This window comes from Rhodococcus sp. 05-2255-3B1 (assembly GCF_002258545.1).
GTDB lineage: Bacteria > Actinomycetota > Actinomycetes > Mycobacteriales > Mycobacteriaceae > Rhodococcoides.
The window spans coordinates 48,419-72,776 of sequence record NZ_NOZC01000008.1 but is presented as its reverse complement, the minus strand read 5'-3'; the positions used below and the strand labels follow the sequence as shown (position 1 = coordinate 72,776).

Annotated in this window: 22 protein-coding genes and 1 pseudogene; 10 read left to right on the top strand and 13 right to left on the bottom strand. The window is 62.9% G+C overall.

Annotated elements, in window-relative coordinates:
* The 9 genes from CH249_RS08165 to CH249_RS27525 all read left to right on the top strand — a co-directional run bounded on the left by CH249_RS08165 (position 1) and on the right by CH249_RS27525 (position 12,715).
* Positions 1 to 1,623: an NAD(P)/FAD-dependent oxidoreductase gene (locus CH249_RS08165; protein WP_032364848.1), complete on the top strand. Its 1,623-nt coding sequence runs from the start codon at positions 1 to 3 to the stop codon at positions 1,621 to 1,623.
* Positions 1,624 to 1,634: 11 nt separating this feature from the next.
* On the top strand, positions 1,635 to 2,912 hold the full coding sequence (locus CH249_RS08160) for a cytochrome P450 (protein WP_032364847.1): 1,278 nt from the start codon (positions 1,635 to 1,637) through the stop codon (positions 2,910 to 2,912).
* Complete coding sequence (locus tag CH249_RS08155) at positions 2,912 to 4,177, top strand: cytochrome P450 (RefSeq protein WP_080733000.1); 1,266 nt, start codon at positions 2,912 to 2,914, stop codon at positions 4,175 to 4,177. Before CH249_RS08160 ends, CH249_RS08155 begins: the two co-directional genes overlap by 1 nt.
* Positions 4,174 to 5,367, top strand: a complete 1,194-nt coding sequence (locus tag CH249_RS08150) for a serine hydrolase (RefSeq protein ID WP_052049303.1) — start codon at positions 4,174 to 4,176, stop codon at positions 5,365 to 5,367. Before CH249_RS08155 ends, CH249_RS08150 begins: the two co-directional genes overlap by 4 nt.
* Positions 5,368 to 5,627: 260 nt before the next feature.
* Positions 5,628 to 5,972 carry a hypothetical protein gene (locus tag CH249_RS27530; RefSeq protein ID WP_032364846.1) on the top strand — a complete coding sequence of 115 codons (345 nt, stop codon included), beginning with the start codon at positions 5,628 to 5,630 and terminating at the stop codon, positions 5,970 to 5,972.
* Positions 5,973 to 6,184: 212 nt separating this feature from the next.
* On the top strand, positions 6,185 to 7,150 hold the full coding sequence (locus CH249_RS08145) for an FHA domain-containing protein (protein WP_032364845.1): 966 nt from the start codon (positions 6,185 to 6,187) through the stop codon (positions 7,148 to 7,150).
* Positions 7,151 to 7,285: 135 nt separating this feature from the next.
* Positions 7,286 to 10,201 (top strand): DUF4407 domain-containing protein, encoded by a 2,916-nt coding sequence (locus CH249_RS08140; RefSeq protein WP_032364844.1) that lies wholly within the window; start codon positions 7,286 to 7,288, stop codon positions 10,199 to 10,201.
* 10 nt (positions 10,202 to 10,211) lie between these two features.
* Positions 10,212 to 11,768 (top strand): SpoIIE family protein phosphatase, encoded by a 1,557-nt coding sequence (locus tag CH249_RS08135; RefSeq protein ID WP_170945381.1) that lies wholly within the window; start codon positions 10,212 to 10,214, stop codon positions 11,766 to 11,768.
* 248 nt (positions 11,769 to 12,016) lie between these two features.
* The gene (locus CH249_RS27525) at positions 12,017 to 12,715 is read left to right on the top strand and encodes a hypothetical protein (RefSeq protein ID WP_141214628.1); all 699 of its coding nucleotides are present in this window, start codon (positions 12,017 to 12,019) and stop codon (positions 12,713 to 12,715) included.
* A 36-nt stretch (positions 12,716 to 12,751) separates the two neighbouring features.
* Here CH249_RS27525 and CH249_RS08130 read toward each other — a convergent pair whose 3' ends face one another.
* From CH249_RS08130 to CH249_RS08070, 13 genes and pseudogenes are all read right to left on the bottom strand, one after another.
* Complete coding sequence (locus CH249_RS08130; protein ID WP_032364842.1) at positions 12,752 to 14,155, bottom strand: DNA cytosine methyltransferase; 1,404 nt, start codon at positions 14,153 to 14,155, stop codon at positions 12,752 to 12,754.
* Positions 14,152 to 15,106: pseudogene (locus CH249_RS08125) on the bottom strand (DUF5131 family protein). The gene CH249_RS08130 and the pseudogene CH249_RS08125 overlap by 4 nt, the downstream one beginning before the upstream one ends.
* Positions 15,106 to 15,294, bottom strand: a complete 189-nt coding sequence (locus CH249_RS08120; protein WP_139278549.1) for a hypothetical protein — start codon at positions 15,292 to 15,294, stop codon at positions 15,106 to 15,108. The pseudogene CH249_RS08125 and the gene CH249_RS08120 overlap by 1 nt, the downstream one beginning before the upstream one ends.
* 20 nt (positions 15,295 to 15,314) lie before the next feature.
* Positions 15,315 to 16,034 carry an HNH endonuclease family protein gene (locus CH249_RS08115; RefSeq protein ID WP_032364841.1) on the bottom strand — a complete coding sequence of 240 codons (720 nt, stop codon included), beginning with the start codon at positions 16,032 to 16,034 and terminating at the stop codon, positions 15,315 to 15,317.
* Positions 16,031 to 16,351: a hypothetical protein gene (locus CH249_RS08110; protein WP_015586223.1), complete on the bottom strand. Its 321-nt coding sequence runs from the start codon at positions 16,349 to 16,351 to the stop codon at positions 16,031 to 16,033. The genes CH249_RS08115 and CH249_RS08110 overlap by 4 nt, the downstream gene beginning before the upstream one ends.
* A gap of 151 nt (positions 16,352 to 16,502) precedes the next feature.
* A complete protein-coding gene (locus CH249_RS08105) occupies positions 16,503 to 16,910 on the bottom strand; it encodes a hypothetical protein (RefSeq protein WP_032364840.1) in 408 nt (135 codons plus the stop codon).
* A gap of 343 nt (positions 16,911 to 17,253) precedes the next feature.
* Positions 17,254 to 17,556 (bottom strand): hypothetical protein, encoded by a 303-nt coding sequence (locus CH249_RS08100; RefSeq protein ID WP_032364839.1) that lies wholly within the window; start codon positions 17,554 to 17,556, stop codon positions 17,254 to 17,256.
* Between the two features lie 676 nt (positions 17,557 to 18,232).
* Positions 18,233 to 18,568, bottom strand: coding sequence for a hypothetical protein (locus CH249_RS08095; protein ID WP_032364838.1), 336 nt, complete (start codon positions 18,566 to 18,568; stop codon positions 18,233 to 18,235).
* 29 nt (positions 18,569 to 18,597) lie between these two features.
* Entirely contained in the window at positions 18,598 to 19,893 is a 1,296-nt protein-coding gene (locus tag CH249_RS08090; RefSeq protein ID WP_032364837.1) for an AAA family ATPase, read from the bottom strand.
* A gap of 50 nt (positions 19,894 to 19,943) precedes the next feature.
* The gene (locus CH249_RS08085) at positions 19,944 to 21,146 is read right to left on the bottom strand and encodes a hypothetical protein (RefSeq protein WP_032364836.1); all 1,203 of its coding nucleotides are present in this window, start codon (positions 21,144 to 21,146) and stop codon (positions 19,944 to 19,946) included.
* Positions 21,143 to 21,331: a hypothetical protein gene (locus CH249_RS08080; protein ID WP_032364835.1), complete on the bottom strand. Its 189-nt coding sequence runs from the start codon at positions 21,329 to 21,331 to the stop codon at positions 21,143 to 21,145. Before CH249_RS08080 ends, CH249_RS08085 begins: the two co-directional genes overlap by 4 nt.
* Complete coding sequence (locus tag CH249_RS08075; RefSeq protein WP_032364834.1) at positions 21,328 to 22,587, bottom strand: VWA-like domain-containing protein; 1,260 nt, start codon at positions 22,585 to 22,587, stop codon at positions 21,328 to 21,330. Before CH249_RS08075 ends, CH249_RS08080 begins: the two co-directional genes overlap by 4 nt.
* Positions 22,584 to 23,684, bottom strand: a complete 1,101-nt coding sequence (locus CH249_RS08070) for an ATP-binding protein (RefSeq protein WP_032364833.1) — start codon at positions 23,682 to 23,684, stop codon at positions 22,584 to 22,586. The genes CH249_RS08075 and CH249_RS08070 overlap by 4 nt, the downstream gene beginning before the upstream one ends.
* A 172-nt stretch (positions 23,685 to 23,856) precedes the next feature.
* On the opposite strand from CH249_RS08070, the gene CH249_RS28720 reads away from it, so the two are divergent.
* Positions 23,857 to 24,357: a WhiB family transcriptional regulator gene (locus tag CH249_RS28720; RefSeq protein ID WP_373454416.1), complete on the top strand. Its 501-nt coding sequence runs from the start codon at positions 23,857 to 23,859 to the stop codon at positions 24,355 to 24,357.
* Position 24,358 lies beyond the last annotated feature (1 nt).

Genomic DNA, 24,358 nt, shown 5'->3' with positions numbered 1-24,358 from the left:
ATGGACGAGCATGTCGATGTTCTGATCGTGGGTGCGGGGCTCGCAGGACTGCAGATGTTGCACGAAGTACGCACGATCGGCCTGACCGTCCGCGTGTACGAGGCAGGAGGTGATGCCGGCGGCACCTGGTATTGGAACCGATATCCCGGTGCGCGCTGCGATGTGGAGAGCCTGGAGTACTCGTATCAATTCTCCGATGAGCTGCAACAAGATTGGGAATGGACACGGCGATACGCCGACCAAGCTGAAATCATGCGCTACATCGAGCACGTGATGGATCGCTTCGACCTCGAACGCGACATCGAGTTCCACACGCGCGTACAACAAATGGTCTACTCCGACGCCACCGCCTCCTGGACCGTCCGGACCGATACCGGACACGAAATCATCGCCCGGTACGTCATCACCGCGACAGGTTGCCTGTCCGAACCCAACGTGCCCGAGATCCCCGGCCTGGACTCATTCGCAGGCGACATCCTGCACACCGGACGGTGGCCCCACCATCACGTGGCACTCGGAGGCAAACGAGTCGGTGTGATCGGGACCGGTTCGTCTGGGGTACAAGCCATCCCCCTGATCGCCCGAGACGCTCGTCAGCTCACCGTCTTTCAACGCACCCCTGCTTACACCTTGCCCGCAGGCGACGAACCGCTCGACCCTCAGCTCCAAGCCGCAATCAAGGCCGACTACGCGGGATTTCGTGCACGCAACAACACAGTTCCCACAGCCGGATTGTCCCGGTTTCCTACCAACCCGAACTCGGTGTTCCATTTCTCGAAGACAGAGCGTGAAGCACAGTTCGAGCACCTGTGGAACAGGGGTGGGCCGCTGCTCCTACGCTCCTTCGGAGATCTCCTCGTCGACCCTGCGGCAAACGAGGTCGTCGCCGACTTCGTCCGCACCAAGATCCGCTCGACCGTGGCCGATCCTGCAGTCTCTGCAACCCTCACCCCTCGCCACGTCATGGGATGCAAACGAATCTGCCTCGGCGACGGCTACTACGAAACGTTCAACCGTCCCAATGTCGACCTCGTCGACATTGCATCCCACCCGATCACCGAGATCACACCGACCGCCTTACGGACGACACACAGTTCGCACGACTTGGACATCCTCGTGTTCGCCACCGGCTACGACGCCATCACCGGCGCTCTCACACGCATAGACATCCGCGGCCGCGGCGGTCGAACGCTGCGCCAGGCGTGGTCGGAGGGCCCCCGCAGCTACCTGGGCCTGGCCACCTCCGGCTTTCCCAACCTGTTCACCATGACCGGCCCCGGTAGCCCGTCCGTCCTGGCCAACGTGCTGGTGGCAATTCATCAACACGCAACCTGGATCAGAACCTGTCTGCAACACCTCACCGACCATCACATCCACAGCATCGAAGCCACACCACAGGCCGAACACGACTGGGGTCGACACGTCACCGACGTCGCCGCCGGAACTCTCCTCTCCTCGTGTGGCTCGTGGTACCTCGGGGCGAACATCCCCGGCAAGAAAAGGGTCTTCATGCCCCTCATCGGGTTCCCCGATTACGCCGCCCGCTGCGAGCAAGTAACCGCAGACGGTTACCCCGGCTTTCAACTTCTCCCACAACCGGTCTCGGCCGCCACACGCCCCTAGGAGCCCCCGTCATGCCGAACAGCACCGTCCCAAACATCGACTTCGACCACCACTCACCCGAATACTCAGCAGACCCGTGGGCAGTCAACACCGCCATGACCCAAAAGTGCCCGGTAGCCCACAGCTCCCACTACGGTGGCTTCTACGTGGTCAGCGGCTACGAGCAGGTCGCCTCAGTCGCACGTCGACCGGAAGTGTTCTCCTCGGCCCACGAGCTACCCAACACGCCAGGGCGACCGCAAGGAACGATCATCCCCGCGTCGACGTTTCGTGCCCTACCACTGGAAATGGACCCACCCGAGTATCTGGACTGGCGAAAAGCACTGAACACCTACTTTTCTCCCACCTCTGCAAAACGGCTCCGCCCACGGATCGAGGCCTACACGACGTGGTGCATCGACCAAGCCATCGAATCAGGCGAGATCGACCTCGTGATGGATCTCGCCAATGCCGTGCCGGCTCTGCTCACCCTCGACATCGTGGGCCTGTCGATGGACAACTGGCGCATCTACGCCGAGGCCGTGCATGCCCTGGCCTACACCCCATCCGACACCCCGGAATACAAGACGGTCGAAACCGGCTTCGCGATGCTCATCGGCGAAGTAATCAAGACCATTCCCCTCCGCCGTGCCCATCCCCGCAACGACCTCATCAGCTTCCTGACCCAGATGGAGATCGGCGGTGAGAACATCAGCGACGCAGACATCATCGCCGTCTGCAACGCCATGATCGCCGGCGGTATGGACACCACCACCGCCCTGCTCTCGTCGACGTTCGAGTACCTGGACCGCAACACCGATGATCGAGCACGACTGATCGATCACCCGGACGACCTACCGAAAGCATGCGGAGAGCTCCTGCGCTATTTCACCCCTGTTGTCTGTGTCGGACGAACAGCCACCGAAGAGGCACAGATCGACGGAGCCACCGTCGAACCCGGCGAACGAGTCCTGATCTCCTGGGCAGCAGCCAACCTCGACGAAAAGGTCTTCCCCGACCCCCTCACCATCGACTTCGACCGTGACACACGCAAACATGCAGCGTTCGGACTCGGACTGCACCGATGCATCGGCCGCCACATCGCGCAAATCGACTTCGAGGTCGTCGTCGGCCAAGTTCTCGACCGACTCCCCGGCTACCGCCTTGTCGACAATGCCGCCGTTCGATACCCCACGGTCGGTCAGATCAACGGTTTCGTGACAATGCCCGCACAGTTTGCCCCAGGGCCGCGAAAAGGCCCGCGATTCGACACCGCGAACGAACTGTTCGACAGCTTCGGAGACCAGTGATGCGCGCCCCGCACCGCCCAGAAGGGGACGCGACCGACAACGCACCGCACGACGCGAAGCGCACAGACACCCTGCCCACCTACCCCGCCCCCCGAAACCCCAAGTGCCCCTTCGACCCGTCACCGGAACTGCGTGCAGTACAGAATGACTCACCGATCACACGCGCGCAGATCTGGGACGGCAGCACCCCCTGGCTGATCAGCGGGTACGACGAAGCACGGACACTGCTGCGCGACCCACGCCTCAGCGCCGTACCCGAGCACCCCAACTATCCCCACTCCACCCCCAGTAAATTCATGCACCGCTTGGGATTTCTGACCATGGACGCCCCCGAGCACACCCGTCAACGCCACTTCGTGGCCAAACCGTTCTCCGCCAAACGCATCGAGGCGATGCGCACTCCGATCGAAGATCTCGTCAACGACCTCATCGACCGAATGCTTGCCGGGCCGCGACCTGTCGACCTCCTCGAAGCTTTCGCGCTACCCGCGCCGTGCACCGTGATCTGCCATCTGCTGGGCGTGCCCTACGCGGACCACCAGTTCTTCACAACGAGCGCCAAATCCCTGATCGATCCCCACGCCACCGCAGAGGACGCCGAAACCGCCCGCCAAGGCCTGATCGACTACATCTACCAGCTACTGACCGTCAAACGCACAGACCCCGGCGATGACATGCTCTCCGAACTCGCCCACGAACACGTCGCCACCGGTGACATCTCCCAACACGACGCAGCCATGACCGGGATGCTGATGCTCCTCGGAGGATTCGACACCACTTCCAACACCATTTCCCTCAGTGCGCTGGCCCTGACAGAAAACCCCGAACAGCGCGACACCCTCCTGTCGATGCGCACACACGACGAAATCGCCGGAGCCATCGAAGAACTCCTCCGCTACACCGCCGTCCCCCAAGGCGGACGACGCCGAGTCGCAACAGAAGACATCGACATCAACGGGATCACCATCCCCGCCGGCGACGGCCTCATCATCGCCGGCGACCTCGCCAACCGCGACGCATCAGCGATCACCGACCCGGATCGCCTCGACCTACGCCGGCCAGTGCACCGACATCTGACCTTCGGATACGGCCCGCACCAATGCCTGGGCATGCCCCTCGCACGACTCGAACTCCAAATCGCCATCCCCACCCTGCTCCGGCGCATCCCAACCCTCCACCGTGCTGTACCCCTGCAAGACATCAAGTTCCGAGAACACGCCATCGGCATCTATGGGGTGGACGAACTCCCCATGACCTGGTCATGACACCAGAACCATCAGGGCAATCAGCCCTGCGCAACACCATCTCCACGATCCTGACCACAGCGGTGCACGACCGAGTGGTCACCGGCCTCTACGTCATGACAGCCGACCGCGATGGCATCACGTACTCCGGCGGAGCGGGAACACGTGATGGCACAAACCCATGGACCGACGACACCATCGCTTGGCTGGCATCGATGACCAAACCGATCGTCGCCGTCGCCGCACTGCAACTCGTCGAGCGCGGTCTCATCGAACTCGACACTCCCACTACCGATCTGTTGCCCGAACTCGCCGCGGCGTACGTCCTCGAGGGATACGACGAGGATCAGCCCCGGCTCGTCCGCGCACGAGGACCCATCACACTACGAATGCTGCTCTCGCACACAGCCGGAACCGGCTACTCGTTCCTACACGCCGATCTCGCGCGCTATCTTCACGACAAGAAGGTGCCATCGAGCCTCGAACTCAAACTCGCCTCGATCGTCGACGCCCCGCTCGTCTACCACCCAGGCACCAACGCCATGTACGGCACCGGCCTGGAATGGGTGGGACTTGCCATCACCCGCCTGACCGGACACGACCTGGCAACCCACCTCCACGAGACGATCTTCTCCCCATTGGGTATGCGCGACACAACGTTCGGAATCACCGATCGCACTCGCTTGGCGGATGTACACACGAAAACACCTCACGGCCTGGTACCCACACCATTCGAGCTGCCCACCGATCCAGAATTCCACTCAGGCGGCGGCGGGCTGTACGGAACACCCCAGGACTACCTGACGTTCCTTCGCATGCTCAGTGCCGGCGGAGCCTGGAACGGTGTGCAGTACCTACAGCCGGATACCCTCGTCGACGCACAACGAAGCCACTCAGCATCTTTCGGGACCATCGAATCCGCTGATTACGCAACGTCGCACGACATCGACCTGATCCCAGGAATCAACACATCGTGGTCGTTGCTCGGCATGCGAAACGAGCAAGTCACACCCGCAGGCCGCCCAGTCGGAACCATGGCATGGGCCGGGGGCGCGAACACCTACTACTGGGCCGACACCGACAACGATAGATCGTCAGCAGGAGTGTTGTTCACCCAGCTCATACCATTCGCCGATCCACAGGTAATACGAGCATTCAATAACGTCGAAGGAGCAGTTCGTACCCGGACCGTACGTCGGCATACGAACTGATCAGCTGTTGCCGAAACCGTTCTCTGTCCGGTTTCGGCAACAGGGGCGGTACGATCCGGTCACAACCGTCCACTTGCTACATTTCAGACGGTACGTGCTGAACTAATCGAACGGCCCGGACGGACGCACGTCCGCCAACGTATATCGCGCAGGCTGTCAAGTGGGTCAACACCAACTAGCTATAACAGTTACTCATTCGGTGCGATGCAGGAATGAATATTGTTACTGGTTTCCTCGTTCGTCCTGGACTAGACCGTGATGTGACCGTTTTCGACATAGCCACAACCGACGGTCATCAGACACCAGAGGAAGTACTCCACGCACTCCGCGCTACCGCTGCCCGCAGCCGGATCGTGCGTACCGACGTCGCCGCCGCCACGGTGTGGACCAGCGACGACTGCCGAGCCGACCACAGCCCCAACCCATGGTCGGCGATGGTACTTGCCCGGGCACTGAACCTGATGCCCGATCTTTCACCCGACGACGTCATAGCTCACCCTGCGTTGACCTTTCGAGGGCTCGTTGTCGTCACCGGCCGCTGCCCTCTGACGGGCGCGCTGAGCGCGCTACGTCCGGCCCCTGACCCACTGGCTGACGCATCGTGAAACCTGGGGGTACCCACTTGAGATGTGACGAATTCCAGACTTCACTTGACCCCGGGCTCTGTCGAGGTTCTAGTCCACGACTTTCGCTCCTTGTCAACCCCATTCAGGGTTGGACTTGACCAACCTTCCGGACTCTGTTCATCCACCTCTGTGCGCCTTAAGTTCTCCCCTAGGAGAGTCCCCACCTGTCACAGCGAATGGAGTACCCGGAGATGACCGATCTGATCCGCGTAGCCTCCGATGAGCTGCGCGCCACGTCCGTCGCAGTCCTGCAATGGATCCGCGCATGGACACCCCACTCTCGAGCGGTAACCACCGTGTTCGGCATAGCGTGGCTGATCTTCGTGATTGTGTGCGGTTTCACCGGCGGAACCGTGTTGTTCGTGATGACCGCCGTCGTCGCTATCGCCGCTGTGCATCTCGTGCGCGGGGAATGGCGACGACCAGGTCGCAGCAATCCAGTTGCATTGTGCGACAACGCCCGCGAACACATTTGCACCCTCGTCTTCCGTCACTCCGACGGGCGCTGGTATCTACCCGACTGCATTACCGTCGGTCTGAATCCCGCCGACTTCACCGACCTCAGCGATCACTTCGATATCAACGACGTCATCACCCATCTCACCGCCGAAGCCGTCGATGTCACGCGCCGCTACTCCGCGGACACTCCGAGCGGAATGCTGCCCCTGGTCGAGATCGTCTCCAACCCGAAGGTCCGCGCTCGCCACTACGCCCTGCGTGGCTCCACGCATCCGATGTCCGACCACCCAGTGGAACCCACACGCGCCTACGGCGACCAAACCGACCTCCACCCCAGCGACAGTCAGGTGGCAACAACTCTCATCCCGGACTCACCCGGGCGTGGACCGACCTTGGTCGGTCCCGATAGTCGAGCGCACCGCGTCGTCGGTACCGAGATAACCGTCGGGCGGGGCACCTACTGCGACATCACCATCAGCGCCGACACCAGCATCTCGCGACATCACCTCACCCTGCGTTCCAACGATGGCGTGTGGTGGTGTGCCGACAACAGCAAGACCGGTACCTGGATCAACGGAGTGCGTGTAACCCCCGGCAGATGGACCGAACTCGCCGACGGCGACCGCATCGCGTTCGGCACCACATCAGGCACGAACACCGCCACGTTCTACCGAACGGGTGCCCATGCTGCCCGCTGACCGGAACCTGCTGTTCTCGCCACGCCGAACCGCCGACCCTGTGCGACACTTCTTAGCCCAATACACTCGGAGGAGAACCGCCTTGAGCAGTGACGTCCCCGCTCACGCGTCGACTCCGCCGACCCCGATGATCCGATGAGCGGCGGCGCGCCTCCACCCGACAATTCGGCCAAGGAAGACGACGGCATGGACCCCCCTGGGCCCGATGGTCGTCAGAAGCCGAAGTTCGACGTCGACAACAACTGCGGTTGGCTCACCAGAATGTTGCTGCGGATCGGCGGCTTCCACCGCCCGTGGATCGACAACAATTCCGACGCCTCCAAACTTGCCGCCCAAGCCGGGATCCTGATTCTGGTGCCTACCATCGCCTTCGGCGGCGTTCTGGCCAGTGCCTGGGCAGTCAACGTCGGGCACCGCTTCAACTACTGGTTCATCTGGGTCCTTGCCGCCGTGTGGGCACTGTTCGTATTCTGCGTCGACCGATGGATCATGACCTCGATCGACTACGGCGACCTATTGGTCGGACCCCAAAACTGGCTTCGGCGAGCATGGCGTTCGGCATGGTTCTACCTCGCACGCATCGGGATGGCGGTCGTCGTCGGTTACGTCATCTCCGAATCGGTCGCTCTCGGCATGTTCAACACCGCAATCGAACGGGAGCTGCCGAGCATCCAGTCCGACAACCTCACCGACTACAAAGCATCCATAGGCGCAGAGTACGACACAGCAATCGCCGATGCGAAAGATGCGCGCACAGCCGCCGAAAACGCTCGAGATATAGCCAATAGCACCCGGGAGACTGCCCAGGCTGATTGGCAGGATGAACGTCGGGGGACTGGAGGCACGCTTGACGCCGGCGACAGTCCCCCCAGCGCGAACTGTCTACTTCCGAGCGACCCGCGGGAGATCTGCGCGGAAAGCAACAGAAGATACGTGTACAACCAAGCCGACACGACTGCAATTACCAGCCAGCAGAAGGCCCTAGAGGCGCAGGACCTCGTTCGTACGCTGGAGAGCACCCGCCAGACTCGAATCGACGAGAAGGCCGCCAAATACGAAGCGGTCAACGCCGCCGACACCAATGCTGTGACTCGCCACAGAGCCCTTGTCCGACTCATCGGCGACGACCTCGGATACAGATGGTTCTACATCGTCATCATCGTCACGCTACTTGTCGTCGACCTCACCCCACTGCTGCTCAAACTATTCGGCCCTCACACTCCCTACCTGGAAAATGCGCGACGGGACGCAGCTCGTCTGCGCGCCCGCACCACTGTCCAAGTAATCGAAGGCGCGAAGGGCGAAGCGGACGCCCAATACGACTTGGACGACCGCAAGCACCGCAACCGGGCGAACACTGTGGCCCATGCCGGTGACCTCGACGAACGCGAGCACCGCAACCGGATGGACTCGCTGACCCGAGAACACGAGCACACCCTGGCCGACGCTGCCGCGAAGCACGCCGTCGCACAGACCCGTGAAGCGCTGCACAAACTGTCGGACGACTCCGCCGCCGCAAAGGATCTGGCCGACCACTATCTCAAGACCGCGTTTGCACACCTGAAAGAGCGCCGCCACCGTCCGCGCGCAACCCCCACCCAGCCATACACACAACAACACCCGCGCAACGCACAGCAAGGTGAACAACAACCCGACGACCTCAGCGGCGAGACCCCAACTCCGACACCGCAACCCCCACAGACACCGCAACCGCAACCCCCACCGGCGCCGGCACCGGCACCGCGCGCAAGCAACCACAGACCTCCTGCTGCTTCGCCGCGCGATGAGTACGGACTCGAGATCGGCAATGTGTTTCCCGACGACACAGTCGACAACCCGCTCGACAGGCACTGGCGAATCACAAAGTTCTGGCGACACGTCAACGGCGGTTCTCTTCTACTCGCCGTCGACGAGGACAGTCCCGACAACGGAATCGAATACGTGATCAAGGTCTACCTCCCCGACCGCTCCTGGAAGCTCCGAAAGCGTGATCGGGCCCAAGGCCTCGCCGAACTCGATGCTGTTCCCGCACTGGGCGTGTCGATAAACGACGCCGTCGCAGACGTCTACTTTTCGGACATCTACCAAGACCAGATGGTGATCGTCACCCGACGATATCCCCACACCCTGAATACATTTCAAGACGCCCGAATCAACGGCAACGAGCCCGGGGGCTTCGACCTTGCCCTGGTACTGCAGATCGCCGAACGACTACTCAGCGCACTGGCCTGGTCGTGGACGAAAAGAGAGAAGGGGGCTCGCGCGTACCTGGATATGAAGCCCCCCAACATCTGCATCGACAACGACGGCACCCCGAAGATCATCGACTGGGCACTTTCTCGCAGTCTCGATGAGGCCGCACACACCAGCTCACGGCTGCGGTTGCAAAGCCTCTTCTACTCGCCACCAGAGCAAGGCTCAGCAGGGCAGCTGTGGCCGACCCACCTCGTTGCCGCCGACATCTACGCCTGGGCCGCAACTCTGTACGAGATGATCACCGGGAAGCCGCCGTATCTGTACGAGGCCGAACAGCAAGGAATCACCCTCAACGACTTCCAAAACGGCAACCCTCGTGCCGAAAGGGCCTTGGACTCATATCGCAGACTGCGCAGTGGGCCTCTCACCCCGGTTTCGAAGTTCGCACCGTTTGTACCCGAAGGTCTCGACAACTTGCTGCGTCGATGCCTCGACCCTGCACCCGAAAGACGCCACGTAGTGCCGACGGACAACAGTTTCGACGCACGTGTGAAAGCAGCTGAACGTAGCGCGGACCAGCTCATTCGATGGCTACGACTCGTCAAACAAGATGCTCTGCACGTAGACGCAGGCGGCGCGATACCGGCAGCCCAACAGGTCGGTAACTTCACGCGTTTCAAGAAACCTCCCAAGCAACAACAGCAACAGGACGTCATCGGCAATGCTGGCCATCTGGTTCAACAGCAGCACCAGCCGCGAACACCGCACCCCGACAGTGTGCCGACCGACGACCCCCCTTACCTGCCACCGGACAACGATCCGGACGCGCCGCGCTCACCCGCCATCAATCGCTAACGGAGTTCCGATGCCCATCAAGTCAACAGGCCGGCGGTTTCCACGGCCACGCGTGTCGAAGCGTTCGCTGCGGCGACGTCTCGACCGACTTCGGCACTGCCCACTGATCGGACGAGTCGGGACCATCGCGGTGGGTGCTCTCATCGCGGCCGGATTGTGGATGATCGATTGGCGGATGGGCATGGCGATCATTACCGCGCTGTTGGCCGGCTGCGGACTGTGGTGGTTGGCGTCTCGACGCGGCACACGAAACGGTGCTGCCCGAACCGTCGAACTGAGACCCGTCTCGCACACGCCCACCACCGACCGCCTCGGCAAGGCGTCGCTCGACAACACGCAGCGCGTCTTTCTACATGATCTGCGCGGCACGAGCGATATTCCACCCATCGAGTTGCGAGGCGAAACAGTGACGTTGGGGCGCGCACGAGGTAAAACAGCGGTCGTCACCGATAGAAAAACAAGACGCCAGCGTGCGCACTTCGTCCGTCACCCACAGACGCGTCGGTGGTGGGTGACAGCGTTGTCCGGCGCGCCCATCACCGTCGATGGGCATCGCCTGTACGCAGGCCAACCGCCGTTCGAGATACACGACGGCGCGGTCCTGATTGTGGGGGCTTCGGTGTATCGCGTCACGTACGTCGGCGAGCAACATTTCCCGCCGACCATCCCCGTCGGACAGGTACACACCGAGCGTGCTGCGCCCGCCGTGCGACAAAGCCTGCCCCACACACTCGGACGACCTATTCCCCAACCAGCCGGTGACGAGTCACCCACGCAGGCAATGGCACCCGCAGCAGCAGCGCCTCTCAAACTCCAAGCAGCCGGGGAGACCTCGGCGGGCGACCGCCGTCACAACAACGACGTTTTCCTGATTCGAGGACACACATCAGCGATTGCCGATGCCGCGGGCGGCGGCGAAGACGGCGTCCTCACAGCCCGAACCGTACGCGCGACACTACGAACCCTTCTGCCCACCTCGCCTATCGACGACGTCTTCGCCGCCACTGATCAAGCACTTCGAGGACTCCGCGGACGCTCGGTTCTCGCCGCGCCTTCCACGCTCGACGTCCTGACACTCGACACCTCCACTTTCACTGTCTCCGGCGGGCACGTGGGAGACAGTCAGGTGTTTCGTGCCCACACCGACACAGCCGACGACACCGTTCACGTCACAGCGATGACACCAGCCCTGCATCAGCACGCTGCCCTGGACAACGCAATCGGGTTCTTCTCCGACGCCCCAGCGGGCTACACCTACAAGTTGTCTCGATGGCACCAGCCAGCAGTAGCCAATGACCGCTACATCATGGTCACAGACGGCTTCCTCAACGCCTGGTCCGGCCCGCACACCCAAATGGACACCACACCTGATCGAGACCCTGAAGACGCCATACGTGAGGTTCTCGGATCCCAGCCACCGGATGCCAGTCCCGCTCGACTAGCAGAAGCACTCGTTCGTGCGGCCCTTTCTGAGCACAAACGCCACGGCACAATCGCCGACAACATCACCGTGGTCGTGGCGCATCTGTCACCCAGTGCTGAACCGGAACAAGGAGGATCCCGTTGAAAGCGCCCTATGTCCTTCCACCTCTCGAGACTGGACAGCACGGATTCCACGTCGAATCGATCTACACGCCATTCACAAGATACATACTCAACAATTTCGAGGGCGACCCAAGACTGAGCAACAACTGGTGCCCCGCAGTTGTCCGGGACACGGAGACGGGCGCATATCACGTGGTCAACCACAGCGAGTACCCCGTATACGTCGCGATGAGCGTACCGCTTAAGTCATCCAGTTTGTCATACAGGCAGGTGAAACTTGATGCAGCAGAACCTGAACACAGACTGGGTAGCCACACCTACGGCGCAGTACTCGAACAATTACCCAGAGAAGCACGCGAATCAGGAGACGCCCGCGATGAGCGCAAAGGCAATCGCTTTGCACTGTCAGAACCTGGTGCCCGTTACCGCATAGCGGTTGGACCACCTCCAGCGTTTGCAGTCCACGCCATCCGCCGCCAGCGCGAGTACGTTGTACTGGTCGACACGCCCGAAGCAGGCCCCGACACATCGAATTCGGATCTTATCCCGACTTTCGTACCGAACGAGCATATCGAACAGCTTTCATCCAACGAACACATTGCTCGGGCGCTGCGCGAATGGCTACACGACGACAAGCACAAAAGCACTCTTTTCTGGTTGACCTTTCGTGAATATGAATTCATTATCGGCGGGTTCTCGAATCCCAAAATCGTCAGAAAAGGCAAGATAGAAGAGTGGCTTGGAAGCTACTCGATCAGCGAGACAGGCGTATTCAAGAATCTCCACAGAGTCATGGATAAGCATTTCGACGATATCAACAAGCTGTCATGGGCAAGCGAAGATGGCCTCAATCCAGGGATGAGTCGTTGGCTGGTTGACCACCACGTACTCACTGTCTCGGACGTCACCGACTTCGACAACGAGATGAAGAAGGTACACGGTTCGGGATGGACGTCGCTGTTCGGTTGACACAAAGAAGCTGCTGAAGCAGAAAGTGAGCGGTGTTCACGAACAGTCGGCCTCTAGACTCCGAATACCAATTCCCACTAGGTCTCGCGAGGTCGGCGGTGTCACAGCGTTACCGCACATCCGGACGTCTCGTTGCTTGGTTCCCCCGCGTAGAACGTACGAGGACGGAAATCCCATTGCGCCTTTGAGTTCCGGTACGTCGAGCATTCTGAAGGACAGGTCTTCGACGGCGATCGGTCGGCGTGTGGACTTTCGATGGTGAGCGGCAGCGGGCACGACCAAGCCATGGTGGTTACCCGATGCCGTCACGGTGCAGAGAGCGTCGCTGACCGATCGCGCAGTCGAACCTCCACCTCGCAGCTCTGCGATGAACGGGGTGATCACCGCATGATGGCGGCCGCCCGCGGATACGGTCGACAGCGCCTCCGAGGTTCGATGATTCTTCGACTGGCCCCGCAGCACCGACACGAACGGCTCGAACACCGGGGCCCGCCCCTCAGACGGCCGTGATCTTGCCTGCCGATACTCGAACAGCGTGCCCGCGGCTTCTCTCGCGTCCTCGGCATGCGGAGCTGCCCAATACCGGTCGATGCCGGCCTGGATTCGTGCGATCGTTTTCGGCTTCAACGGACGAGTGCGGTCCCCTATCCGCTGGCCGGTCTTGGTCCAGTCGATGATGGTCGAGGCAGGGAGCCAGTCGGGCTCGAGCACGGTGTCCGCACACGCACGTGCGGGGCACCGGTAGGAGTACTGGCTACGGTACTTACCCACAGCCACCCCTGGGTTCTTCCAGGCCTGCAACGCACGCACGGGCCCGCAGCGAGAGCAGGTTGCCGGCGGACGGACCACGGTCTCGAAGTCAGGTGCCCGGTTGCCGGCCTTCCAGAAGCACACATAGAGGCGATCGCGGGACTGCGGCGCTGGTGTCCCAAAAGTCCATGAGTGCATCGAATTCAGGCAGATAAGGCGATGTTCGTAAACGAGGGCGTGCATCGCCGCGATCCATGGCCTGTAGAGAGGCCATGAGTAGATCTCGACGACGTTCTCGACGAAAACCAATTCGTATCGGTGATACTCGGTGAACCGAACGACGTCCCACATCGTCGCCCTCGATCGCTCGGCGGCCTCGGACGGTAGGTCGTCGGACAGTAACGAGATCTGCGCGGCGAGGCGCTTGGCCCCGCGAGCATTCGAGTGCCAGGTGCATTCGGGGCTGAACCATCCGATTGTCGTGCGAGGAAACAGCTTCGGAGTGATCTGAGAGAGGTCCGCGAGGATGTGCTCGGTGTGCTGGTGGTTGTACTGGTGCGTCTCGATTGCCTTGTCCCAGTGGTTCGACGCTGCCGATACCCTCACCCCGGGGATGGCGATCATTCCGGTCGTGGATCCGCCGGCACCGCAGAAGAAGTCCGATGCCGTGATGTCGAGCGATCCACTCATCGTCCGGCTCCGTCGGGCACGCTGTCCCACACCCGTCGGTCGAGGATCCGGCCGGCGGCCTTACGGCCGACTCGTCGAACTTCGGTGCCGTCGTCGAAGTGGTGGTAGTCACGGAATCTGGCGATCACCTCCGCTGGTGCCCACTCGCCCCACTGCTTGAACAGAAAGGGCACATCGGCAGCGGTGCACTGGTCCCGGATCTCTCGTACCCATCGCGGATGCATAGGCCGTGCCCCGCGGCCGGACTCACCGCCGACGATCACCCAGTCAAGCGCTGGTTCGCGCTCGCCGCCGCATTTCGAGTCTTCGACCGAACGGAGCCCGTCGCGAGTCAGCGCTCCTCCGATTCTGCTGGGTCGTAGGCGCGTGAAGTCGATCGGTCCGAGGAGCGGTTCGGCAGAGACGAACCGAAGAGCTGCAGGCGTGTCCAGCAGCGCCCATACTCGCAAGGTCTGCAGTCTTCTGGTCTTCGGCCGAGACGCCGATCCACAGGTTCGGCAGCGGCCAGCTCTGGTACCAGACATCGGCGGGGCGGAAGGCTGCGACGACGCCAGCGATGGCGTCGTCGACGGCGCGGCGGAAGGCATCGGACTGGAGCAGTGCCCGCATCCGAGCGGGTCTCTTGGTAAGCAATTGAAAGGTGTGCTGGCGGGCGAGCGCGATCACCGCGAACACCCGGGCGATGTAGTCGTCCGGGATTGCTGGATGGAAGAGGTCGCTCATCGAATTCACGAAAATCCGGCGTGGCCGGCTCCATCGCAGCGGCTGGTCGAGCTTGCCGGGGCGCATCTCGACGTCGAATCCGTGCTCGAAGTAGTGCCCCGGTGTGCCGCGGAACCGCTCAGCGAGGGTTTGGGCGTAGCAATGATCGCAGCCCGACGAGACTGCGGTGCAGCCGGTGACCGGGTTCCAGGTTGCGTCGGTCCATTCGATGGCCGTGGCGTCGCCCATCATCGCTCTTCCGGGTCGTGGAGGGCATCGAGGAGCTGGAATCGTAGATCGGCGTCAATCGCGAACGAGATCCCCCTGCTGGGCAATTCGATCGTGTAGCTGTTTCGATCAGGTGCGGTCGTGATGATCCATGGGTTGGGGTGGAGCGGGACAGCGTTTGTGTCGGTGGTGGGGTCGGTTTCGGTCATGGCGTCCTCCGAACGTTGGGTCATTGGCTGCAGACGCTCGACGCTGTTTGCGCATCGGCGCTGGTGATGTCGAGGTCGTATTTCGCGGCCACGGTGAGATACGAAGTGACGTAACGGCATTGGTATGGCGCGTTGGGTGGCAGCCAGGTGTCGATTCCCTTGTCCGACTTCTGCTGATTCGTACGTCCGTCCACCGCGAGCAAGTTGATGTCGACGGCGTTGGCGAAGGCGGTTCGCTGGTCGATCGACCAGGCCCACGCCCCTGCGTCCCACGCCCTCGCCAACGGGTACACGTGATCGATCTGAATCTTCCCGAGGTCGTCGATCGTCGATCCTGTGTAGGGGTCGTGGAGTATCCCTGCTGCGACTTTGCAGTCGCGGGTTCCGGGCTTGAACTCGACGTCGATCAGTTGGGTTGCCAGGACGTCGTTTCGAGTGTCACAGCCGTTGTGCGATCCAGGGGCGGACGAGTCATCGGTCCACGCCGGGCCGAACACGCACCCTGAGCCCTTCTTGCAGGATCGGTCGTATCCATCGACGTCTGCGAGCGAGTCCACCGTTTCGAGCTGAGCGAGGAGCTGCGCGATGGGTACAGGCGTGCTCGCCGCGGCTGGGTCTGGGGTGTCGACCACCGCTGGTCGTGAGAGCGGATCGGCGTGCGTTCCGAACGTGTACGTCCCGACCGCGAGTACGGCCATCACGATGGGCACCGCGATGCGGAGTCGTCCGCGCGCGCTCATCGAACCGCCTCCGCCGGCAAGTCGGCATGCCCGCAGCTTCCGCGCCGCCTACGGTCCGAACGGTCTGACCAACGATGCAGTAGTGCCAGAGTCAGAGCCGAGAAGGCAGCGAGCAACGTGCCGGCCAAGGAGATGACCAAACTGACGGTGACCAGATCCTTCACGATCGGCAGAGCCCCGTTGAAGATCGCGAGCATGCCGACGACGTAGCCGACACATGCAAGCGCAACAGTGCGAGCCTCGCGGCGGCCATCTTCGGCCGCGAGGTGGCGCTCTACGTCGTGGATGAGGCCGTCTCGGCCGGATTGTGGGTCCATCAGGGAGTCCTTTCGTAGTGAGCGCGATAGCAAACGCAGTCCTGCACGGGGTAGATAGCGTCGCGGTGAGGTCTGTGACAGCCGGCCACTGAATCGCACCCCAGGAGCGTTCTCCTGTGGCCGCACCGGGCGGGCAATATGCGCCCGGGTGTCACAAGCGTTGCGAGTTCGGGGCCGTCGGGTACTGGTCTAGTGGCCGGTCGCCGGGATGGACCGGGCCGACGTTGCGACGCCACGGCCCGGTCAGGTAGTCGTAGTGCTCTTGAGTGAAATCGGAACCGATCAGATCTCGTACGACCAAGCCTCGGCCGACATCGCGGGCAGCGACTCTGGCAGCCCCGCATCCGAGGACGCCGAGCAGGTTCATGGTCGCTGTGAGTTCGTGACGCCGATTGTCGCCGCAGGCCGCCGTGTGGGCAGCGTGTGTCGCTTTCCGCCAGCCGGGTGCGCACCACCACGCGGCGCTGACCGTCTCCGGTGCGGTTTCCAGCAGATCGGACTCGACGTCGAGGGTGCGCGCCAAGTCGAACACCTGCCGCCACCGCAATCCGAAAACCACCTCGAAAACGTGGTCCGTCAGCTCATGGTCAGGAACGGTTGGTCGGAAGCGGTCGGCGGCGTTCGGAGTAGCAGCAAAGTACCTCTCAGACAGGCCGTGTTGCATCCGGCGATGGACTTCGCTGGCGATGGCGCTGTGCGCCTTACTGTTCGAGCTGCAGCCGGTACTGCCGGCAGCTCGTGCGTGCGGTGAGAGGTCGACCGAGGGCGGCCGCGTTGTCGAGATCGAGGATTGCATGGGTACTCCCGTTTCTGTGGGACAGATGGTCGGTCTGTCGATCAATTTCTGACTGGTCTCTGTGCCGCTATGCGACCAACAACGCGGCGCGATATCACTCTGCTGCTTAATTTTCCGATCTTTCAGCGCCGTCCAGCCAGTCACCGATCCTGCCGCGGACGGCGTCACCACCGGGGGGATCGTCGTAGGCGTCTTCGAGCGCTCCCCGCGCTCCGGATGAGATGACCGCGAGATCGCAGTCTCGTGTGTCGGCCCAGTCGCCCCACGTCCATCCCCTTCCTGCGTCGATGTGAAATTGTGTTGCTGCAGCCGGAACACCGTCGACGAAGACTTGGATGTGGGTAGGACCATCTGGATCGCGGACGACGATCACCTCGATCCGAAGTGCGGGGGCGAATTTTCTCGTCACGATGTCGCACCGGCCAGACGCTCCGGTCTGTCGAACTCCCCTGCCGCCCGACTGTTCGAGTTCACAGTCCGGTGGCGCTGCGACGAAGCCTCTCTCGGTGGTCGCACACCCTGGACGGGATCGGTATCCATTGCGCCACTGCGGCGTCGAAGCAGCCACTCGATCCCAGTTGCTACAGCACACGCCGAGCAAGAAGCGGCGAACACCATCGCTACACGGCGCGGATCTCCGTCGATGGCGGCATGGTCGGTCCGGCGTAGCAGTGCAGCCCAGGCCAATCCGGCAAATGCAGCAAAAACCGCCAACACTGCCGCCACACCACGCGCTACGGCCAGCGCGCAGTCTCGCGGCGAACCCGAACTGCTCGCAGGTCCATGATTCCTACCGTCGATCCGGACGAGGACTCTCATATTCGACACACCTCTGCTCTTCTCGGAAGTCGGATGGTCAGTCCGCTCATCTGGTGAAAACGGCGACAACAACGAAATGGTCGACGCCGCGGCTTCGTGGAACCACCCACCAAGCCGATACGCCAGGACACTACCCACCGGACCCGGAGTTCGCTAGGGCTCAGCAGCGAAAACGTCCCCGGCGCACCCAGTGCCGGGGACGGGCCTGGGGCGAGCAGCGACCCGGCGCACCGAACCGCCGCTCACTCCTCTCCCCAAGGCGTCCCCTACTCGGTCCCGTACAGCTCGCAGCGGTAGTGGTCTTGACCGCGTTCGTCCACGGCGTCCCAATCGACGCCGACGGCGTCGGCAAGGTGCCGCAGGTCGCCCAGAAAGTCTCCGAACACCGTTGTCAGCTCCTCGGTTTCGAGGCCGATCGGCCTGGCGTATGCGATCAGCCCTTCGGCAGCGTTGGCCGCTCGAACACCGTTGTCCCGGCTTCGGGTATCGAGGGTGTAGCCGATGCGCGGACGCTCGCGTCCCTCGACCGATGCGCGGAGTTCTTTCGACGTCTCGATGCCAGGTAGTCGCTCGGCCTTGTACTCGATAGATGCGTCGGACATGTTGTGTGCCTTTCTTTTTGTGGGAATCGCTACACGATGGGCGTGCAGTGCAGTGCGGCCATCAGGCCGGTATGGATGGCGTGAGCCGGGGATGGTTCGGCGTGTTGGAGGACGTGGGCGGTGGCGTCATCGATGACCACGGTCATGTGGGCTCGGTGGCGGGTGAGCATCACGCACGCTCTGCCGGAGTCGAGATTGAACGGCTCGGCTGTCCGGTACCCGGCAAGCGGGTGCAACACGACAACGGCGGCGCGTTCGAGGCCTTGCAGAGAGTTTGCGGTGCCGACAAGTACGTCGGGGTGATCCGAGAGCAAGGCCCGGACAGCGGCAGCCTGCGTGACATGAGGGACGACGACAGCCAGGTCCGCCGCTGTCATGGCCCGCTGCCCGTCCGGTGTGGTCACATCGGCGTCCAGCAGTTCTCGCGCGCGCAGGGCGCACTGTGTGGCCAGGACGGGGTCGGTTGGGCCTCCGATGACCCGCACTGGCCGATGCGCGAGTTCAGGCAGGTCGGGGCCGCTGGAATCGGTCAGATGCTCCGGTGGGCGACGGGAAGTAAAAGGCAGGCCGGGGTAGAACAGCGGTTGAATGAGGGCCGTTGTCCTCGCGCCGAGACGCCAGGTGTGTTGCAGACGGACCACGCCGACCGAATCGCCGTGAGCTGCTTGCAGAGCGAGGGGGGCAGGCAGGTTCGGTGCGGTCTCGCTGCCCTCCCACCGCGATACGTCTCCTGTGACCACCGGATCGATCTGTCCGGGGTCTCCGACGCAGACGACCTGTCGAGCCATCGCGCCGAGCGCCCCCAGATCGGCGTAGGTGCATTGCCATGCTTCGTCCACGATCAACACATCGGCACCGATTCGGTCCGGGTCCGAGAAGAGCCACCGCGCCGTGGTACCGATGAGAATTGCGCCAGTCTCATTCGACCACCGCACTTTTCGTCCTGCCACTACGGGAGTGTTTCCACTGTCGGGGAGGGGCGCTTTCGCTTTCCAGATCAACGCTGCTCGATCTGTCAGCGCGCCGAGCCGACGTGCGATTTCCACGGCTTGTTCTCGGGTTTGCGCCGCGATACCCACCCGTAGGTCTGCGCGATGGGCCAAGGCGGCGGCGAGCAACGCGACCAGTCGAGTTTTTCCTGCGCCCGGTGGTGACGGGACGACGACGGCGGGGTCTCCGGACCACACAGAGAACAGCACGCGTGCAGTGATCGGGTCGGCCATGATCTGTGATCCGGGCCAGTGGGCGGGCGATGACGGTTCGGTTCCCGTGAAAGGTGTTGCGGCGGTTTTCGGGGTGTCCGTTCGGGGTGCGACGATACGCATTGTTGTGCCGTTCTTCTTCTAATGTGTTGTCAGTGAACATTTTTGATCCCCTAGTGATCCTGGACATCCTCTGCACCCGCTATCAGGACATCGAGCGGGACTTCGCGGCGCACGGCGCTCGGGGCTTGTCCGGTCGAAAGCCAGGAACGGCGAGCGCGGTACAGATTCCAGTACCTCGCCCGTCCTGCTCGCATCGTCGCCGGTGAAGGCGGTTGGGGCATCAAGGTCACCTGGTCTCCGTCGTTCGGTGCGTGCGCTCCGACCGAGCCGAGACCGAGCGTCAGTTTGCCGTTGACCACCTGTGCGGACGTGACGTCGGCAGAGAAGCGCTCGAAGAATTGATCGAGTGCTGATCCGACCCATCCCGTAACTGCCGAATCAACCCGCATCCTCGAGTCCAGCCGGTCGCAGGTCACCGACACCGAAACGTTGCGGCGGCGTGAACCTGTCGGCGGTGCCGCCACCGATGCGATGCCCTGGGCCACGTGTCCCGTGTGCAGCGCTCGTACTCGCCACAGTGGATCACTCAGCAACGCAGCGGCTTTGAGGTCGGCGGCATCGCATCGGGTCCGTAGTCCCATGGCTGCACTAGCTGAGTTGTCCGGCCGTGACCAGTCGTGGCCCGCAGTCGTGGCCGACAATGTCCGATCCCAGGAGTATCGGTCATCGTCGTGTATCGGATCGAGAAGCGGCAACAGCGGTCCCGTTGCGATGCACGCTGCCCACTCATGCAGGCCTGCGACGCTCTCGTCGGTAATGCCGAGCCAGGAACGCCATGTTCGGGCCGCTCGCTCGGCGTCGGGCGCAGTGCCGAGGACCAGACGCGAGGACGACGCAGCAACCAGATCGATCACCGCCGACGTTCCGGGATGGTCGGCCCGATCGGCCCACCATCCGATCATGGCGGCAGCCCCCGCTATGTCCGGATCAGGGTGGTGGGCGTGCGCACGCGCCAGGGCCAGCAGGCTCGGTATCGTCGCGGCGTCATCAGTGAGCAGCATGGCCGGTTCAGCCGTACCCACCGTCGTTGCCCCGTTGCGAGCGAGCAGGGCCAGAGCCTCGGTGTCGTGCGCGGACTCTTCGGTGCATCCATCTCGAGCGACGGACACGGCCAGCGTTGTTCCTCGCGTGACCGCACGCACGGCCACTGCGGTCGTGGACGGCTTGAAGGTTGCATGTGCCAGCCGAGGGACCGGTTGCATCTTCTCGGCGGCGTAGAGGCGTTGCGCGAGGTCGAACCACTCCACGCTCATCGCTCGTCACCGTCGACGAGGATCAGGGCGTTGCTCGCGCACTCCCACCCTGCGCGCAACGCCATTGTGGCGGCGTCGGCCGCTGCGCTGGCGACGACGATGCGGATATCGGCGGCGGCGATTCCAGTGCCGGTGAGCACCCTGTCTGCGTACTTGAGCAGTTCCACGGGTCCGCTTTCGTTCATCGCGTGGCCCCCGATCCGACTGGCACGTGCACCGTCGATGCCCATGCCGGTGTGACGCCCCTACCCTGGACGCCGCCGATGATTGCGCACACCAGGTGCGACCTCGTGGGCCGGTCGGGCCAGGGTGTATCGCCATCGGTCAGCACCACGACGACGTGGGGTGCAGGGCGCGCAGCGTTGGCTGCGGCGATTCCCACCCTCATATCGGTTCCGCCACCACCAACCAACGTCACATCAGCGACCGATCGTACGTGTTGTGCCGTAGTGGATTTGGCGTCACACGCCAGAATCCGAACCCGGTCGCGTGCGATGCCACCAGCTTTGAGAACTCCCGCCACTTCGCCCATCGCGGCATCGAGGTCTGCGCTCGTCATCGACCCGGACGTGTCGATGACGAGCGAAACCGTGATCGACGGCCCCCGCATAGCCGGGGCGACGATTCCAGGAATGCGACGACGGGAGGGACGGGAGTACGAATAGTTCGTCCTACCCGCCTGCTCTGCCAACGCACGCCGAATTACGGCCCGTAGCAGACGATCCCACGCCACAGTCGGCGGGGCGAGAACATCAGCTGCCCACCGGACCAGTCCCGCCGGGGCACTACCTCGACCGGTACCAGCTGCTTCGCGAACTGCCTGCGCGACAGATCGGCGCACCAGGTCCGCTTCCGCATTGTCCAGTCCCTCCGTGATCACTTCTCCCGAGCCGATGAGTTCGCCGGGGACCGCAGGGCACCCCGATCCTGATCCGCATCCCGGATCGCCTTCAGCGCCAGCGAGTTCGACGGCAATCGGTTGCACAACCGGGTCACGTAGGTAGTCGTAGTACTGCTCGGCTGTGTCTCCGGGAAGGCAGCCGAACGATTGAGGGGTGATCACCCCTTCGGGCAGGCCGACTCCCGCAGCCAACAGGTCGTCGTTGATTTCGGCGTCGGCCGCGAAGTTCCACACCAGGTGATCGATGGGCTTCCCCAGAGCGGCGGCGCGGTCAGCATGTGCCCGCAACAGATGCCCGACCTCGTGCAGTAGCACTGCACCGACCATCGGCACCGGCCATGCGCAAGGCCCGATCAACAGATCCGGGTCCAAGTACAGCCGCCACCGAGCATCCACCGCGAAGGTACCCAGGCCCGGTGCCGCCACGGGTTGGGCTGCGAACAGGGCGCGCATGAAGTAGGGCATGTGTTCGGCCGACACCAGCCGTGCGAGTCGGAACGCTCGCATTTCAGCCGGTTCGAGCGCGCGCACACCGCTCATGCCGCTGCCTCGACCAAGCCCGCTGCCACCAGCATCGGTGCAAATCGGCGCGCGCTGGCCGGAACGGAGGCCTTCGCCGGTCGCGCTTTCGCCAGGGTTCGTGCCGCAGCCCCGGCTACGTCGGGCGCTCCTGCCTCGGCGGCGGCAATCAGCGGACCCCAGGCGTTGCGCCACGCTTCGACAGTGCCGCGCGAGGCCGCCCACGCCGTCACACCGGACAGCACGGCCCACACCAGATCAGGACGCGAGCGCCAATCGAACGCTGTCTCGGGGTTTTCGACAACGGCTACGGGGTCGGGGAGGTCGGCGTTGCGACGCCATTCGAGGAACTCGACACCGGTGCCTTCCCCGATCAGGCCGAACACCACCGCGTTGGTCGCGGCGTTGTCATCGTCGCGAAGATGTGGCAACACCTTCGCGAGCATCGACCAGGTGCGCCGAGACGGCCATGCGCCACCTGTCTGCACTCCGACCTTCGGGAACGCATCGAGCGCCTCGGGTGCACGCTGGATGTACCCGATGATGGAACTGCGCACCAACGCCTCCCGCTGCTCGTCGCTGGTCACCGCACGCGAATAGGCTGTGCTTGCCCAACCCGTGGCCATGCCGTCGAGCCATTCATCGACAGACGGCGTGAACTCGATGTGGCAGAAGCGGTTTGCCAAGGGGGCCTCCAACTCGTACCCCCCTGCTGCGCAATCGGGCGGATTTGCACCTGCGATGACCCGAGTCTCCTTCGGCAGTTGCAGATCACCCACCTTCAAATCCAGTGCGACTGCCAGCATCGCAGCCTGAACGGCCGGTGGACTCGTGGTCAGCTCGTCCAGAAAGAGGTAGCCCCCGCCCTCTGCATGTAGCCGTCGCGCCCAATCCGGGGCCTCCAATCTCACTCCACTCTCACGGACTACCGGCAGGCCTGCGAAGTCGGCAGGCTCCCGCAAGGACCCCAAGACCGTTTCGCACAACACCCCTTCGGATGCAGCAAGTGCTCGAACCAGGCTCGACTTCCCCATACCCGGCCCCGAAATCAACAACGACGGGACACCAGCCCTTCCGCACGCATCCACAACAGTTACCGCAGTCGCCAAATCCGGCATTTGAAACTCCTCGAAAGATGGGCAAGATGGTCAGTCTCGCCAACAACAGAACGCCTCAATCATACCGCGCCAGAACGCTTTTCACCCAGTCACACCAACCGCCACTGTCCCCGGCGCACTCAGTGCCGGGGACAGTGGCGGTCCGGGCTCAAAAAGCACCGGACCGCCACGTGTGCTGGGTGAAGTGTCCGGGTCCCTCGATATCGTCGAACCCACTCGAAAAAGGCCGGGTCGCCCGAAAGAAAGGACCCAACACGTGACACCGCTCGAAACAGCCATCGCCGCGCCACTGCCCCCGCCCGCGGCGGCGGACATTTCGTCATGGCGCTCGGACGCATTGTGCGCACAGACAGACCCCGAGGAGTTCTTCCCGCCCCCGGGTGGAGCAACCAGCAGAGCAAAGTGGGTCTGCGCAGAATGCCCCGCCAGAGCTGCTTGCCTCGCCCATGCACTGACGTACAACGAACAGCACGGCATTTGGGGCGGAAAGACACCACGAGAGCGCCAAGAGCTTCAGCACACCACAGCCACAGAGAGCCGGCCTACCCGGCATCAACAACAGGCGCTCACGATAGCCACGCTTTCGGCCCAGAACGTCCCAGTCGAGTCCATCGCAAGCCAGCTCGGAATCACCACCCGGCAGGTGTACCGAATACGCTCCCGCACAGCGTGAA

Excerpts from the sequence above, each read along its gene's own strand:
- CH249_RS08130 (WP_032364842.1), bottom strand. The coding sequence starts at position 14,155 with ATGAGTGGATCGCTCGACATCACGGCATCGGACTTCTTCTGCGGTGCC.
- CH249_RS08120 (WP_139278549.1), bottom strand. The coding sequence starts at position 15,294 with ATGACCGAAACCGACCCCACCACCGACACAAACGCTGTCCCGCTCCAC.
- CH249_RS08095 (WP_032364838.1), bottom strand. The coding sequence starts at position 18,568 with ATGTCCGACGCATCTATCGAGTACAAGGCCGAGCGACTACCTGGCATC.
- CH249_RS08080 (WP_032364835.1), bottom strand. The coding sequence starts at position 21,331 with ATGAACGAAAGCGGACCCGTGGAACTGCTCAAGTACGCAGACAGGGTG.
- CH249_RS08155 (WP_080733000.1), top strand. The coding sequence starts at position 2,912 with ATGCGCGCCCCGCACCGCCCAGAAGGGGACGCGACCGACAACGCACCG.
- CH249_RS08150 (WP_052049303.1), top strand. The coding sequence starts at position 4,174 with ATGACACCAGAACCATCAGGGCAATCAGCCCTGCGCAACACCATCTCC.
- CH249_RS08145 (WP_032364845.1), top strand. The coding sequence starts at position 6,185 with ATGACCGATCTGATCCGCGTAGCCTCCGATGAGCTGCGCGCCACGTCC.
- CH249_RS08135 (WP_170945381.1), top strand. The coding sequence starts at position 10,212 with ATGCCCATCAAGTCAACAGGCCGGCGGTTTCCACGGCCACGCGTGTCG.
- CH249_RS08110 (WP_015586223.1), bottom strand. The coding sequence starts at position 16,351 with ATGGACCCACAATCCGGCCGAGACGGCCTCATCCACGACGTAGAGCGC.
- CH249_RS08070 (WP_032364833.1), bottom strand. The coding sequence starts at position 23,684 with ATGCCGGATTTGGCGACTGCGGTAACTGTTGTGGATGCGTGCGGAAGG.
- CH249_RS08165 (WP_032364848.1), top strand. The coding sequence starts at position 1 with ATGGACGAGCATGTCGATGTTCTGATCGTGGGTGCGGGGCTCGCAGGA.
- CH249_RS08160 (WP_032364847.1), top strand. The coding sequence starts at position 1,635 with ATGCCGAACAGCACCGTCCCAAACATCGACTTCGACCACCACTCACCC.
- CH249_RS08115 (WP_032364841.1), bottom strand. The coding sequence starts at position 16,034 with ATGAGCGCGCGCGGACGACTCCGCATCGCGGTGCCCATCGTGATGGCC.
- CH249_RS08140 (WP_032364844.1), top strand. The coding sequence starts at position 7,286 with ATGAGCGGCGGCGCGCCTCCACCCGACAATTCGGCCAAGGAAGACGAC.
- CH249_RS08085 (WP_032364836.1), bottom strand. The coding sequence starts at position 21,146 with ATGAGCGTGGAGTGGTTCGACCTCGCGCAACGCCTCTACGCCGCCGAG.
- CH249_RS08075 (WP_032364834.1), bottom strand. The coding sequence starts at position 22,587 with ATGAGCGGTGTGCGCGCGCTCGAACCGGCTGAAATGCGAGCGTTCCGA.
- CH249_RS08090 (WP_032364837.1), bottom strand. The coding sequence starts at position 19,893 with ATGCGTATCGTCGCACCCCGAACGGACACCCCGAAAACCGCCGCAACA.